Raw genomic sequence first — 15,446 nt, 5'->3', positions numbered from 1 at the left:
TATACAGACATCTCTCCCTTTAGGTTTGTGGTATATAATTTTTCTTAGATTTAAAAAGTAAACTGATAGGGTGAATCATCATTTCTCCTGGGATTCCATTGTTGATGAAGGCCCACCAATCGATTCGATCCCTATCAGTAATTTTTAGGAGCAGGTTTCAGATAGAAATTTGGGAATCCTTAAAGATCGTCCCATTCCATTAAAGGGTTTGAAAAAAGCTCCATTTACAAAAAACACTTTAAAGATATGAAAATCATGCATTCTGTAGGAATTGATGTAAGCAAGAAATCCTTTGATGTCTCTATTTCAAAAGAAGGACATCTGTTTTATCTAGGCAGTTACACGAATAGTAAAAAAGATATTGTTGTTTTCATAAAAGACATGAAAGGTCAGGGACTCTTGCCTAAAAATACTTTATTATGTATAGAACATACTGGGATATACACACAGCTACTACTAGAGATACTCTATGGTAAAAAATGGCAGGTATGGCTTGAACAGCCGATCAACATTAAAAAGTCTTTGGGTAATCGTAGAGGCAAAAATGACAGGATAGATTCACTACGTATTGCTGAGTATGCCCAAAGGTTTCAAGATAAGGCCATTCTATGGCGAGCTCCCAGAAAACAGATGGTTAAGCTCAGACAATTGGTTTCTGTAAGAGCCAGACTACTCAAAGCAAAACAGATGATATCAGTACCAGCTACTGAACTGTGCTCTATATTAGACAAGGATACCAAAGCTATCAATACCAAAGTGATACAAGAACTGGCAAACCAGATAAAAAAGGTAGAAGCAATGATAGATGCTCTCATAAAGGATGATGGTAATCTAAAGAGGCTACATGATATTATTGTCTCTGTGGCTGGTGTCGGAAAGGTTACCTCATGGCAAATGCTGGTATACACCAATGAATTCAAGGATTTTGACAATGCTAAAAAATTCGCTTGCTACTGTGGAGTTGTCCCATTCGAGCATAGTTCAGGAAGTAGTATCTATACAAAACCAAGAGTCAGCAATCAGGCCAATAAGAAAATGAAGGAACTTCTACATATGTCTGCCTTATCTGCTACACAGATGAAAGGTGAACTCAATGATTATTATCTAAAAAAGGTAGGAGAAGGAAAGAAAAAAATGTTGGTATTGAATAACATCAGGAACAAGCTCATTCATCGGATATTCAAGTGCATCAAAGAAGACAGGAAATATGAAAAAAATTATAGGTTTATACTTGTTTGAACCATAGAAATCGATTGCCTGCCCCCCTATATATTTTTAATATATTTTGGGGTAAGCAATCAGGCTATTAAACAGCGTTTTAAAGGTTAATTTATACCTTTAAGAGTATATTTAAATACATAAAACCAATGTAGTAAACCTATGTATATTTTCGATTATAGTCAATGTATATTTTTCAACAAGATTATGCTCTCAGACGCCTATAGCACATATTTTTAATATATTATTTCTATAATTTATAATATATTTTTGGTTGAAAATAAGCATTAAAAATGCTTCTTGATTATGATTCCTTTTTGAAATTATATTTTCGAATATATTCTGAAAATACTTTACCTAATAAAAAGTGCCTACAGATGATCTAATGGCCGTTTTTATATATATTTTCTTGTATATTTTTGTGTATAATTTCTTTTGAAATATGGTAGACTATTTATACAAACTTGTGAAGGTTAAGCAAATAGTAAATCACTAAATATAATGCTTGAAAGTAGTCATGAATAAAATCACTCATCATGATCGGTAATTGAAATATTCAATATGATAGAAAGTAACAACTGTAAATCATAAAGTGTGACACTTGATTTTAGTTAAAAACATTCATTATCTAGTCCTATCTGTTATTTTATAAAATCAATGGAAAAATACGCAACATAAAGTGCAACACTTTGTGTTGCACTATTAATCCATAATTATCTGGTTATAAGCTAATTATGGATTTACTATCATGCACTGCGTGATACCATCTTGCTTACATTTTTTCTAAAAATATAACTCCTTATGAATAAGGCTATTTATGATCAATATCTAAGAAGTATTGAAAGGGTATATTGTGAAAAAATTCATTAAAAAATGAATTAAAAGCGGGTATATGAGATGCTCAAAGCCATTTTTAATAAAAAAATGAATTCACAATGAATTTTTTTATTTTCCTGTAAGGGAAAATACCCCGTAGGGCAAGCGAGAACGCCATCTTTTTTATGCATAGCTTAAAAAGTGGTGTTCCCGCTTGCTATCACTAGCGTAGATACGTGTGTGGGCAAAATGGGGACTTTTCTCCTTGTGAAACTTGGAGAATTGTATGTATTTAGATTAGTATTTTTTCTAAAAGAAATATCTATCAAGAGTTAATAAAATGTACGCTGAATATAATAGGTTAAAATACTTCCATATACTAGTAAATAAGCCTTTTTAAGAGATTATACACAACTTGTACTCAAGTTCTTAGTGAAACTTAAAAAAAAGCTTTAAAACTGATGATATTAGCTGTAATCTTAATTCTTCAACTCAGTTTGTTTTTACTCATTAGCATTAAAAAAATCAGCTTAAGTTAAGTATGGAGTCTACAAGTATAAATGTTTTCACATTTGCGAATTTCTAATAGGAAATTGAATAGTAAATAAAAACATCTCCCTCTATTTCTGTATTTCCTTATTTCTTATATTTAAAAGTATTTAAAGATTGTAAAGTACTAATAATCAAATGCTTACAAAGGGGTATTACGACATATATAGTACTAACTGCGACATATATAGTACTTCATTACGACATATATAGTACTAGTTACGACAAATATAGTACTTCATTACGACATATATAGTACTAGTTACGACAAATATAGTACCTTATTACGACACATTTAGTACTGCTATAAAATAGCCAAATTTAGGTATATTTTATGACATATATATTGCTAAAATATGTTCATATACAACTCATGAGGCGATAGTATGCGTTTACTATTACGACATATATAGTACTGCGGTAAAAGAAAGATCAAAATCACTTACGACATTTTTTTTTATATGTCGTAAATAATTTCCATCTTCACATATGAAGATAAATGAACTACATATTGCCAAGTTTTCAGAGAATTCAACTATAGCTATTGCCAATTCTTTAATTTATAAACCGCTAAATTTGACACTTAATGAGGCGAGATTATTCTTCATGCTTATATCTCAAATAGAGAATGATGATGAAGAATTTAAAACTTATAAGATATTTGTTCGTGATATCATTAACATAGTCAAGCCAAAGTCTGAGAAGAATATGTATGCACAGGTGAAGAGTGATATGATCAGCTTAGAGAACAAAAAGATAGATTATTCAGATGGTAATAAGTTTGCACCTATCAGACTATTAGTGGAGCCTGTTTATCATGAAAGAGAAGGTTATATAACTGCGCGTATTCATCACTTACTAAAGCCAGAGTTATTAAAACTCAAAAGAGAATTCACTGTAGGTTTGCTATGTGAAATGCTACGCTTTAAATCAATCAATACTCAACGTATTTATTTGCTGATTAGACAATACCAAAATGCAAAGACCAAGGTAAATAGAGTGGATGTAGAAGAGTTGAAAAAAATATTAAATCTATCAGATAAATATCCGCGGTATAATGATTTTAAAAAGAGGGTGATTTCACCATCCTTAGAGGAAATTAATGAAACAGGTTTGAAAGTTAAGTTAAAAGAGCATCGTAAAGGCAGAAGTGTTGTTAAGGTAGATTTTATTATAGTTGATAATAAAGCGATAGAATTAGATACTCCCTCTGAAATGATCTTATCGATAGAAGATAAAAAAAATATAGACGAAAAACTAACACGCTTGCAAGCTAGGTTGAATGAGTTGGGCTTATCTCCAAAAGTTATTGATCAATTGATTTTAATGCCTGATATTAAAGATAATAAAGAAGTTTGGTCAACTATCAATGATATAAAAATGAAGAAAAGAGATGGGAAAATATCAGGTAGTATTTCTGCTTATGCCACACGTACATTTATGAATATGTTCGATTTAGCTTCATAAAAAACTTATTTAATGATAATAGTTTTAAGTCCCCTTCCTATCCTAATTTAGGTGTTTGGTGCTGTTGGTGGGGACTTATGGCGTAAATAGTTGATTTTCTATTGTCGCTTATTCTTCTTTAGAATCTTTTCCTAATAATTTTCTTATATCTTCCTCTCGTTTCAATTGTTCTGGTAAGATGCCTGTATTTAACTCCATAATACTTCGCACATCCAAATGATTTCTTTTATTCAATTCTTCAATCGAAGAAACTTCTTCCAAACCTTTCTTAAAGCCTTCATTGGTCATTTCTGTAGCGAAATCCCTTCCTTTTAAAAACAAGATAGGTAATTCTTCATCTGGAATTAACTGACCATTAAAAAATACTTTCCTACCTTCTTCATCAATTTGGATGTAGTCTGCTTCTGTACCCCCAATATTTTCGATGTTTTGCAGAAGCTTCTCTTTTGTTGTTTCTAGTTTTAAAAATGCTTCTAACCTCTTGTTTGCAGTTAATGCTAATAAAGTTTTTTCACATTGAATGAAGTAATCACGGGCTTGATCTCCTCTTGGAGTTTTAGCCATCATGGCTAATTTCTTAGCTGTATCAATAGTGAGGAAATATTCCTTACTTGGGCGACCTCCAGTACTTTTACGCAGATTTGCGTAAAAGTCAATATCTTCTTTAAAGTGCTTAAGAATAGATCTTCTCACCCAATCATTAAAAGGTGTTTTAATTTCTAGAAACTGCCATAATTCTCTAGCATCAATTACATTTCCCTGATATATCTTAACAAGCTCCATTCTTCAGTTTTTTTATTTAAATAATTACACAGTTGTAGTATGTATATTATGTATACATGTATATATAATTTATTTATTTTCTTTATACCAATCAACATAATTTTGCAGTATTCTATGCACCAGTTGACCTGTGAAGGGGATTTTTTCTTTTCTTGCAATTTTATCCATCTCGCTCAAAATATCTGTTCTCATACGAAAAGAGCTGTACTTTCCTGAACTTCTTTTTGTTCTTTTTAGATCTGAAAATTCAGGTGCAGGAAGTGAATTACTATTTGATTGATTAATTAAATCTGTATCGCCTTTATCCGGAATAAGATCATCAAACATAGATTCGGTTTTATCTTTTTTGCTAGCCATTGTATAGTATTTTAGTTATAAACTCGTGGAAGTAATCGTTAAATTCATCTTTTACATTATCAGCAGTGATAGTGTTTACAGTGCTTATGTTTCTACCATAGCGAATTTTGTTTGATAAACCACTACCGAATAATTGTACACCTCCAACTCCATTTATTTTATCTATATAGTTGGTTTCTTTTGTATTATCCATCTTATTCGGAATGCCAAAAACTTTGAAATCTCTTCCAGTTTTTTTTCTTTTTTCTGCAATGGTTGGAAGTGTTTTTAAAAAGTCTATGGTACTACTGATGTCAAATACTCTGGGTACAATGGGAACACAAACTATATCTGAGAATAAGATGCTATAAAATATCTCTTCACCTCCCATAGTACCAGGAACATCGACTATGATTATATCATACTTCTGAATACTTTCAGATAAGAGTTTTTGATAGTCTTTTTCATCAAGCCTTCTCCAATTAAAGAAGATCATATCATAGCTTTTACCATTATCTTTTTCACGATTGTGTAAACCGGAAATAGTTTGCTGTGGATCTGCATCAATAACAAGAACTTTGTTATTAGTCCGATTATTAATTGCTGTTGCTGTTAGTACAGAAAGGGTTGATTTCCCTGAACCTCCCTTTTGTGTTGCGAATGAAATTATTTTAGACATGTATAATTTGTACAATATGTATACATATATACAGTAAGTAAATTAATAAAACAAATAGGGGAGGTGTTTTTAACCTTTAGAAGGTGAATAGTTTTGGACAAAAATGTCCGAAACCTTATGGAATAGCTGTAGGGCACAAAAAGCACATTATCAAATCAGATTTACTTATAGTAGTGTATTAGAAGAATAAGAGATTACCTTACTTTCATTGTGTTGCACTTTAAAGTAAAACCGATGAAAGTAAGGCAACAAGCAGTTTATATATTGATACTAAAAATCAAGTTTCTATGCGCGTTAGTAGCAAAACTATTTTTTAGTGAAAATTATCCACCCCATTAGCTAGGGGTCTTCTACCCCTTCAACCCCAGATGCTCATTTTGATAGAAAATACCGAAATGGATTTTCTATCAAAATTGAGATAATTTGTACATAATATGGTTTAATTATCCAATAGAAACCAATCACTACACTTGCTTAGATTATATACTCATGAAGCTGTTTTCCCTAGAGGATGCCTAAAACCTTCCATATAACTTTGCCAATTGACAATACAAATATGGTTGCTATCTACCTCAGTAATGCCCATATCATAGCAGAAATAGTAAATTTTCCCTTTTTTTGTGCGATAGATATTAGTAAAGAAGTTGAAGTTGTACCCTTGTTCAAAAAGGTAAGTTTTTCTTAGTGTGGATTTTCCTTGAGGATTGAGTGTAGTAAGTATACGCCAGTTTCTTCTTAGTGCCCTGTTCACTTCTGCCAGCTTGTTTTCTGCTGAACGTCGTTTATTGTTATGGTAGGCAGCTCTACAGTAACTATCACAGAATTTCTTGTCCTGTCTGCCTTTCAGCGTCTTACCACATTGTAAGCAGGTTTCCATTCGATTATAATGATGATCTTACACTTGTAAACGTTTCATTATACGTATATTATACGAATAGATACGTGTATTATACATTACGAATCTTTCCAAACAGTATCATTGTAGAAGGCATATAATCATTTATCAACTTTCATATCAAAAATGAGAAATATTATATTACAACATGAACAGGTGAAGGGACAAAGGGTAATCAAGATTTGTTTTGACATGGACAACTCTGTACTGGCCTCTTGTGCCAAGAAACTAATGCACCGCAAATGGAATATAGATGATGGTTTTTTATATGTACCTAATACCAAGGCCCATCTAAAAAATATTTTTAATACCTTTAAGGGAACAGCTTGGGTAGAAGCTGAAGATTTTTTAAATAACAGACCAAAGTTTAAAAAAAGGAAGATAAATGAAGGCGAAGTGATAGGCAATGGTAGTCAGCATAAGAAAACGCAAGCACGTACCTACCAAATTACAAAACCTTGTCCTGATATATATATCGACAAACTGAAAATACTCAATTATAGTTATCAGACTTTAAAGACGTATAAAGCAATGTTTATTGATTACATTAATTACTACCCTAATATTCGCCCAGAAGAACTTACTAAACAGCAAATAAACAATTATATCGTCTATTTGGTAAGAGAAAGAAATGTAACTGTACCTTATCAGAATCAGGCCATTAATTCCATTAAGTTCTACTACGAAAAAGTACTAGGAAGAGAAAAAGATACCTATTATATAGAACGTCCTGAAAAACCTTTTACTTTACCAACAGTTTTAAGTGAAGAAGAAGTTAGTAGGCTTTTTAGGGTGATAGAAAATGTAAAGCATCGTTGTATACTCTATATGCTCTATGCAGGTGGACTACGTATATCAGAATTAATCAATCTGAAGATTACAGACATTCAATCTGAAAGAAGCCTTATACTAGTCAGGAATGGTAAAGGAGGGAAGGACAGGACTACCCTACTATCAAAAAAAATGTTGACATTACTCAGAGAATACTATCGAATTTATCGACCAGAGTATTGGTTATTTGAAAGTCCAAATCGGAAAAACTACAGTGCTAGCAGTATTAGAAAAGTAATGAAAAGAGCTTTAAAGCGTGCAAAAATAACCAAGCAAGCCAGTCCTCATACCTTACGTCATAGTTTTGCCACACACTTGTTAGAAAGGGGCACTGATTTAAGATATATACAAAACCTCATGGGGCATGGATCTTCTAAGACCACAGAACGTTATACTCATATTACTAAAAAAGGTGTAGATGGCATTGTGAGTCCACTGGATAATTTGGATATTTGAGATAAGAGAAATAACGCGTATGTGCGCGTTACACAAATGTTAGCTGCAAGCTGAAAAAACGAACGATAAAAAATGAAAATCAGAAAAGTAAATATTCAAGATATTGAAAAACTAAAAGAAATCGGAAAACTGACTTTTGCCGAAACTTTTTCCTCGGAAAACAGCGAGGAGAATATGAAAGAATATTTGGAAAACGGATTTTCAACGGAAAAACTGACTGCAGAACTGACCGACCAAAACGCTGAATTTTACTTTGCGGAAATTGACGAAAAAACAATCGGATATTTAAAAGTAAACGTTGGAGAATCTCAAACCGAAATTAAAGACAAAAATGCACTCGAAATTGAACGGATTTACGTGCTAAAAGAATTTCACGGAAAAAAAGTCGGACAAATACTATATGACAAAGCCATTGAATTGGCGAAAGAAAAAAATGTGAAATATGTTTGGTTGGGAGTTTGGGAACAAAACCCAAGAGCAATCCGATTTTATGAAAAAAATGGATTTAAAGCTTTTGATAAACACGTTTTCAAACTTGGAAACGATGAACAAACCGACATTATGATGAAACTAAAAATAGAATAAAGCCAGCAGGTAATCGAGTAGACGGCTGACTACCAAATGGTAGTCAGTGCGTCTCTCACACCACCCAGCGTACGGTTCTCGTACTGGGCGGTTCATTGAATTTGAGGACGGAATTCCGAGTAATAGTCCACCATAGATTTGTAACCTTTTCTTTTCAGACGGGATAGTGTAATAGTCGTACCCAAAATTGGACTTTGGGCAACTGCCCATCCCCCCATTCTGGTGCGACTCCAGGCGTATGCCTGATCTTGATTTACACCTAATCTGATGAGGTTTTTGCGTTTTCTCTCCGACTTTTTCCAATCGTGCCAAATACAATATCTCAACCGATTTCGGACCCACTCATCCAGTGCTTTTAGTTTGGCATAAATACTTGCCATTCGGTAGTTATTTATCCATCCCATCCATACCTGTCTGAGTTTTTCTAATCGTTCTTCGAGACTGTAAGGTTTGGTCTTTTTGGTTGCCGCCTTTAATTTCCGCTTTAGGTTTTCCCAACCGCTACGGGTTACAATAAGTTGATATTTACCTTTTTCACCCTTCTTATAGGTTGGCACAAAGCCATGGCCTAGTAGCTCAAAATTTGAGGGCCTTCTAATACCGCTTTTATCCAGGTTGATAGGCAAATCTAATTTTTCCTTTAGGAATTTAAAGACTGCATTACCAATTTTTCTTGCCTCTGATTTTGATTTCGCATAAATGCTGAAGTCATCGGCATAACGGACATAGTTTAGCCCTTTCTTCTTGAGTTCTTTATCCAGCTGGTCTAATAAAATATTAGATAGTAGCGGACTAAGTGGGCTTCCTTGAGGCATTCCTTTTCTGCGTTTTTGCAACTTTCCATTAATCTGGATTGGTGCTCGCAGCCATTTCCGGATTAGCCACAAGGTTGTCGGGCATTTTACTTTGTTGTAAATGAGTTGTAGTATTTTGTAATGGGCAACTTCATCGAAGAAGTTCCTCAAGTCAATATCAACAATATCCTGATACCCATCATTGATGAATTTCTGGGACTGTCTTATTGCCTGATGAATGTTCTTTCCGGGACGGAAGCCAAAGCTATTATCTTCAAAGGTAAGTTCGAATTTTGTAGCTAATTGTTGGCTGACCGCCTGTTGCAGCCACCTTTCTACTACAGTGGGAACGCCTAATAACCTAAATTTTCCATTGCTCTTCGGGATTTCAACTCCCTTGATAGCTGAAGGTATATAGTTCCTATTCAGGATTGAGGTGATCACGGCAGTCCGGTTTTTATCCATAAATGGTTTCAATTGGTCTACCTTCATTCCATCAACTCCTGAAGCACCTTTATTAGCCACTACCTTTCGGTAGGCTCTATAGAGGTTTTTCGGTTCTAAAATTTTCGCTATCATAATTCTTAAAGTTTCCCTGTCCGCTTAAGAGTAGGCTATCTCTCGATTCCTATTCGAATTAAGACACAATTCAATGTTCAGTCCTTTGCTGGTTTGTGAGGCCTCCAATTTTCTCATTGGCTCGTTGCCCCCAACTACTATGACCTCTGCTGACTTCTCTGCCTTAAAAAGAACAGAGACCTCCCCCGGTAAGGTGAATATCCTTGTACCTATGCCTGCTACATCTACTATTTCGGCACACTCCTTTTCGGGTTTTGGACTTCGGCAGCATGTGGTACCTCATCCGGCCTCATAGCCTCAGTATGTAATTCCTGTTCGTCAGTACAGATACCGCAGTCTGGCTTACTTCACTGCACACCTCACGGTGAACCAGCTTGCCACTTGCTTAGCTTAGGGTAACGACTCCCCCGCTTTCGGGACTCTCACCCTTTGGATTGCTCAATTCATTGAGCTATATTCACCATTCAAGGCACACACAATGTATATAAAAAATAGGCGGTACAGCAATAAAATAAGGGGTTTGGGCTCGTGTCAAATTTTGTGCTTAACCGAAAGTTATGTGCTTCGAAATCGCCTACTTTTCATATACTAACCGTTGGACAAAATTTTATAATCCAGATAGCATTTCATAAAAACCCATCTCAGCAAAATGACAACTGAACAGAATACCGAATTTTACGAGAATGCATATAAACAAATAAGTGCTTATGTTCGAAAACTGTCATCTACTTCCGAACATATTGATGAAGTTACTCAAGAAGTGTTTCTGAAAATTCATCACTCAATAGGGACATTGAAAAATGAAGAAAAATTAAAGCCATGGCTTAACCGCATTGTGTATACAACGCTCATGGATTATTATAAACGTAAAAAAAACAATGTGTTAGAAAACACAAAGGGCCTAGAACTTCAACAAGAAGAAGTAAACAACCACAATGACGAACTCATAAATTGCATTATGGGGTTGCTTCAACTTTTACCTGAAAAAGAAAGAGACTTGTTGAAAGCGGTGGAAATAGACCAAATGAAGCAAATCGAATATGCAAAACAAAACAACATTAAGCTCAGCACAGTAAAATCAAGAGTGCAAAGGGCGAAGCAAAAAATCAAAGACCAAATCTCATCAAACTGTAATTTGGAAATGGATAAGTTTGGAAATGTTATCGATTATCAAATGAATAAAACACACTGATTATTTGCGTCTTTTTTGAGTGTTTTCAGTCTATCTGAAAACGTAAAAAATATGCAAAGCAAAAAAACAGTTGTAATCACAGGTGGAACTTCAGGCATTGGCAAACAAACCGCAATAACTTTTGCCCAAAACGGCTTTACCGTTTTTATCACTTCCAGAAATACTGACATAGGAAAAGCGGCCGCTGAGGAAATAATTTCCATTAGCGGCAACCAAGATGTTTATTACATTCTGGGGAATCTTTCTTCCATACAGGAATGTAAAGACTTGATTAAAAAAATAGAAACAAATGTTCCCGTCTTAGACGTACTAATCAACAATGCAGGTATTACCACCATAGAAAAAGAGATAAATACGGACGGCCTTGAAAAGTCCTTTATGGTAAATGCCCTTGCTCCTTACCTTATCACCAAAGGTCTTGTCAGTTCTTTAGCTAAAAGCCATAATCCAAGAGCACTAAATGTAAGCACAGGAATATCATTTTTGAAAATGGCCAAATTTGATGTACAAAAAAGCCCTTTCGGTTTGGATTATAGCAAGGGAGCCACTTATGCCGGTTCAAAATTAGGCGGGGCTATGTTGGCTTTGAATTTAGCGGACGAACTAAAAGCAAAACACATTACTGTAAATTCTTTTTCACCTGGTGTTTACAAAACAAAAAACAGTATGCAGGATATGGGGAGTTTCTTTTTAAACCTGGTGAGAAACTTAATCATGCGAAAAAGTATGTCTTTAGACATAGCGGGCGAAGCACCATACTTTTTAGCGACAAATCAGGAATTGAAGGATATAACGGGAAGTTATTTTGATATGCAGAAAAAGTCCACATTTCCATCAAACGTAACGAACTTCAAAAAGCGAGAAGAGCTAAAAATGAAATTATTTGAATGGTGCAGAGATTAAGACTATGCCCAACAAAAGCTAAAACCCAGCCTGAGTTTTAGCTTAGGTTAGGTTTGTGTTTTTTGGCTATCTTTGGTTTTGGCGGACAGGATAGTGACAGTAAACACCGCCCGAACTTTTAGCAAAACCGTTGGCGGAAATACAAAGACAAACATGAGACTATTAATACTATCCTTGATAACATTTGGATGCGCTTCGACCTCTGTACCGACTACTATTTCGCAGGGCAATGGAGACGTCCTAATTTTGACTTTCTTGATTCAAGACCATTTGAGAAAAACAGACGGACGTGACATCAATTTGACTGATTTAATTATGAGCGACAGCTTGAGTAGAATTACAAATAGCTTCAAGACTGTGAATCATGAGCTCAAAGGAGGACATATTTCCGTGTACTATAGGTTTTCTGAATCAAGGAACTCAAATGGAATTGAACTGAGTGAAAAGGAGAAGGAATTGACAAAAAACTTAAGATGGGCAGAGAAGAAATTGAAAGATCAGTATGACGGTGAGATTCAAATTGCCTATGGAGAGAGATTTTACAGGCTTATAAAAATTATTGAAGGGAAAACGGACTAGCTGACATAGAAGCAAGGAGAGCGATGGACGCGTACTACCGCCAATAATATGTAGTTGCTCACACACCACACTGTGTCTCATAATATCCCTTTATGTTAAGTCGGAAGGTTCGTTATATAAACCTTAATAAATCCTCTATTTTTCACTGAATTTCACCCAAATACCCCTATTTATTCAAAGCAACATTTTGGTAGTTTAATGGTAAATTTCAACGATTCTTTTGCTATTCAAACCATCCAAATTTTATTTGGGTATAAGCATTTACTTTTTTAGCGTTACACGCTTAATTACCTAACCTTTTTTAAGCATAAGTTAATATTGTGTTATATTAAAATTCTCATTCACCCCTATTGATTGATAATAAGTATTAGGTATAAAAAAAGGTTGAAAGTGAATTTTATTGAGCGAAAAGAATTTTTGAAGAACAAATTAATTTATTCTTACTGTAGTAATCAAGAACTTAAAGAATTATACTTCTTAATAAAGAAATATAGTAATAAGAATGAATTGGATATAATAGAAGAGCAAATATGGGAAAATCAAAAAAGCATAGAGTTATCCCAGAAAGACTCTGAGTTGATACTTAAAAGTATAAAAAGCAAAATATAAATTTTATGTTTTGTTTTTTATAATTGATATTTCATATCATCAATTTCATTTTTGATAATAACTATTTTGTATTCAGCTGCTGCCTTTTTATGTGATAACTAGATAAGTATTCTTGCTTTGTAGCTTCATTTAAAAATGATCTTTCAATTAAAGATATAACAACTTCTTGATGCTTTAAAAAAGGAGCTAATAACTTAGCGCTTCTGTTTTCCGGGATATTTAATCGTTTTGCAAACTCCTGAAAATCTTCTAAGCCAACACGCCCATTTTTTTCCATTTCATCAGAAAAAAAATAACCTTTAAACAAACCTTCTTTTAAAGCAAAGTCACTATCATTTACATGCAAACTTGTATTAATTAAATCATAAGCAGGACTGAGTATATAGTCCCCATTTTCCGTTTGCAACACAGAAAAATTTTTTAAGTGGGCATCACCATTAGAAAATAGGTAATTGAAGATCACTAATCTGTAAAACTTCTCCATTTCAACTACATGTGCAGGAATGTATTTAACAATTAACTCAGCTATTTCTTCATAACTGTAGGCATATTTAAAACCTTCTCCAGCGTTTTCTGCTGTTTTTGCTGCTAGAGATGCGAAATCTTCTTTCCCCAGTTTTTTACTGTCTATTTGCACATCAAAGCGTTTAGTAATATACGCTGGATCCCCATTTTTAAAAAAAATAAGTGCATTCTCAGCCGTTGGAATTCCATATACTTGTTTAGCTATCTGCATAGTTAAATGCTCGTTAGCTGGCACTTGATCGGCTTTCTTTACATCTCTAGGGATTGGTTTCAAAATATAGCTACCTTGTTCTTCTAATTGGGTAAGACGAAGCTTATTTTTATCTAATAGTAATGATAATTTTTCTTGTACACCGGATATAGATAATCGCTTCCTGTTTTCTATAAATTTTGCTGCATCTTCTTCACTAATCTGTGGAGGATCATAAGGTAAAATATGGCTCACTTTTTTACCATTAAATAACTTATTTAAGCAGGTTCTGCTGTAAGTATCAAACCCTGTAGATAGGGTTCCTGGACAGTGTGTTATTTCAAGTGTACTCATGGGTTTTCTACTGGTTTTATTGTAATAGCTCCAATTGTATCTTTTCCAGCTGTAGCCAACAACAAACCGAAATAATCATGTTCATCAATTTTTAATTGGCGACATTGCAGTTTCCTATTTACTCCTTCAGATAGCATATTGAAAAAAAAGGGGAAAAGATGATCTGAATAATAAGATTGCTGTGTTTTGGGCAATGTTAAACTAATGGCAGGCATGCTAGCATTCAAAAACCAATCATCCTCATAACAAAACTCATAGCTTTTACTATGATGCTGCATTAATGTTCCTGCTAAACGTTTATTGTGATAGACTTTTGCAATGCGCATAGCTTATGAGTTTATTTCTTTTACTACCAGTTTTAACTCCATACCCAGCACATTTGTAAGTTTATAAAGTGTGGAAAACGTTGGGTTTCCATGTCCACTTTCAAGTGCCTTTAATGTGCGTAAACCAACTCCAGATAGCTCTGCCAGTTGTTCTTGTGTTACTCCTAAAACTTCTCGCCTTTTTTTTAAGGTAAAAATCAACTCTTCTAAGTGCATTATACCGCTCTTTTTCAAGTAAAATTAATCAATAATAAATATTATTTAAAGAATAGTGCTTTTTATTACACTTTTATTCAATAAAAAATAGTATGCACTACATAATATGTATTAAATAAAAAGTACATGGAAGTTTATGAGGTATACACCGCAGGTGTGATTGCAAGATGTGTTTTTTAGGCTAAAAAACTATCTTGCCCTAAAGGGAGAAAAAGGATAAAAACTGCGCAACTTAGTTTTTAATAACGAAAAATTGACAGCTTAAACGGGGGAAAGCAGCAATAGGAAGGTTTATAAAACAGCATTACTTATACAAGTAAATAAATTACAACCACTAACAGTTTTACTGTGTTCAAAATCAGTTTAAATACAATCACATTCCTGAATATAGCTTTACTTTTTTTAAAGTTTATTTGACTGAGCATTACCAAATAGTAAATATGATTAGCTAGACAAAATCCAGTAAATGAAAACCATTTGAACCCTCTCTACTATAGGTAATCACCAACCTAATTTTAGATTATATTTTTAATATATTTTTTCTAAAGAAAAAATCACTTTTCC

At 33.8% G+C, this 15,446-nt stretch carries 15 protein-coding genes; 7 read left to right on the top strand and 8 right to left on the bottom strand.

Annotated elements, in window-relative coordinates:
- Positions 1-246 precede the first annotated feature (246 nt).
- Entirely contained in the window at positions 247-1,239 is a 993-nt protein-coding gene (locus tag OQ292_RS40910; protein WP_284689538.1) for an IS110 family RNA-guided transposase, read from the top strand.
- A 1,833-nt stretch (positions 1,240-3,072) separates the two neighbouring features.
- Positions 3,073-4,050: a replication initiation protein gene (locus tag OQ292_RS40905; RefSeq protein WP_284690000.1), complete on the top strand. Its 978-nt coding sequence runs from the start codon at positions 3,073-3,075 to the stop codon at positions 4,048-4,050.
- 108 nt (positions 4,051-4,158) lie between these two features.
- On the opposite strand, the gene OQ292_RS40900 is transcribed toward OQ292_RS40905, so the two are convergent.
- The 4 genes from OQ292_RS40900 to OQ292_RS40885 all read right to left on the bottom strand — a co-directional run bounded on the left by OQ292_RS40900 (position 4,159) and on the right by OQ292_RS40885 (position 6,725).
- Positions 4,159-4,833, bottom strand: a complete 675-nt coding sequence (locus OQ292_RS40900; RefSeq protein WP_284689999.1) for an antA/AntB antirepressor family protein — start codon at positions 4,831-4,833, stop codon at positions 4,159-4,161.
- Positions 4,834-4,902: 69 nt separating this feature from the next.
- Positions 4,903-5,190, bottom strand: coding sequence for a hypothetical protein (locus OQ292_RS40895; RefSeq protein ID WP_284689998.1), 288 nt, complete (start codon positions 5,188-5,190; stop codon positions 4,903-4,905).
- Positions 5,183-5,848, bottom strand: a complete 666-nt coding sequence (locus OQ292_RS40890; protein ID WP_284689997.1) for a ParA family protein — start codon at positions 5,846-5,848, stop codon at positions 5,183-5,185. Before OQ292_RS40890 ends, OQ292_RS40895 begins: the two co-directional genes overlap by 8 nt.
- 487 nt (positions 5,849-6,335) lie before the next feature.
- Positions 6,336-6,725 (bottom strand): hypothetical protein, encoded by a 390-nt coding sequence (locus OQ292_RS40885; protein ID WP_284689996.1) that lies wholly within the window; start codon positions 6,723-6,725, stop codon positions 6,336-6,338.
- Between the two features lie 144 nt (positions 6,726-6,869).
- On the opposite strand from OQ292_RS40885, the gene OQ292_RS40880 reads away from it, so the two are divergent.
- Together OQ292_RS40880 and OQ292_RS40875 are read left to right on the top strand one after the other, a co-directional pair.
- Complete coding sequence (locus OQ292_RS40880; protein ID WP_284690009.1) at positions 6,870-8,030, top strand: tyrosine-type recombinase/integrase; 1,161 nt, start codon at positions 6,870-6,872, stop codon at positions 8,028-8,030.
- Positions 8,031-8,102: 72 nt separating this feature from the next.
- Positions 8,103-8,615, top strand: a complete 513-nt coding sequence (locus OQ292_RS40875) for a GNAT family N-acetyltransferase (RefSeq protein WP_284690008.1) — start codon at positions 8,103-8,105, stop codon at positions 8,613-8,615.
- A 92-nt stretch (positions 8,616-8,707) separates the two neighbouring features.
- Here the strand turns inward: OQ292_RS40875 and ltrA are convergent, their stop codons facing one another.
- Positions 8,708-9,988 carry a group II intron reverse transcriptase/maturase gene (gene ltrA / locus OQ292_RS40870; protein ID WP_284690007.1) on the bottom strand — a complete coding sequence of 427 codons (1,281 nt, stop codon included), beginning with the start codon at positions 9,986-9,988 and terminating at the stop codon, positions 8,708-8,710.
- Between the two features lie 649 nt (positions 9,989-10,637).
- Here ltrA and OQ292_RS40865 point away from each other — a divergent pair.
- From OQ292_RS40865 to OQ292_RS40855, 3 genes are all read left to right on the top strand, one after another.
- The gene (locus tag OQ292_RS40865; protein WP_284690006.1) at positions 10,638-11,180 is read left to right on the top strand and encodes a sigma-70 family RNA polymerase sigma factor; all 543 of its coding nucleotides are present in this window, start codon (positions 10,638-10,640) and stop codon (positions 11,178-11,180) included.
- A gap of 51 nt (positions 11,181-11,231) precedes the next feature.
- Positions 11,232-12,083, top strand: a complete 852-nt coding sequence (locus OQ292_RS40860) for an SDR family NAD(P)-dependent oxidoreductase (protein WP_284690005.1) — start codon at positions 11,232-11,234, stop codon at positions 12,081-12,083.
- Between the two features lie 357 nt (positions 12,084-12,440).
- A complete protein-coding gene (locus OQ292_RS40855) occupies positions 12,441-12,662 on the top strand; it encodes a hypothetical protein (RefSeq protein ID WP_284690004.1) in 222 nt (73 codons plus the stop codon).
- A 670-nt stretch (positions 12,663-13,332) separates the two neighbouring features.
- Here OQ292_RS40855 and OQ292_RS40850 read toward each other — a convergent pair.
- The 3 genes from OQ292_RS40850 to OQ292_RS40840 are packed head-to-tail and all read right to left on the bottom strand — an operon-like array spanning position 13,333 to position 14,882.
- Positions 13,333-14,340, bottom strand: coding sequence for a type II toxin-antitoxin system HipA family toxin (locus OQ292_RS40850; RefSeq protein ID WP_284690003.1), 1,008 nt, complete (start codon positions 14,338-14,340; stop codon positions 13,333-13,335).
- Positions 14,337-14,666, bottom strand: coding sequence for a HipA N-terminal domain-containing protein (locus tag OQ292_RS40845; protein ID WP_284690002.1), 330 nt, complete (start codon positions 14,664-14,666; stop codon positions 14,337-14,339). The genes OQ292_RS40850 and OQ292_RS40845 overlap by 4 nt, the downstream gene beginning before the upstream one ends.
- A gap of 3 nt (positions 14,667-14,669) precedes the next feature.
- Positions 14,670-14,882, bottom strand: a complete 213-nt coding sequence (locus OQ292_RS40840; RefSeq protein WP_284690001.1) for a helix-turn-helix domain-containing protein — start codon at positions 14,880-14,882, stop codon at positions 14,670-14,672.
- Positions 14,883-15,446 lie beyond the last annotated feature (564 nt).

The sequence above is a fragment of the Chondrinema litorale genome (genome assembly GCF_026250525.1).
GTDB classification, from domain to species: domain Bacteria; phylum Bacteroidota; class Bacteroidia; order Cytophagales; family Flammeovirgaceae; genus Chondrinema; species Chondrinema litorale.
The sequence above is the reverse complement of the archived record's forward strand: the minus strand, read 5'-3'. Positions and strand labels throughout refer to the sequence as shown.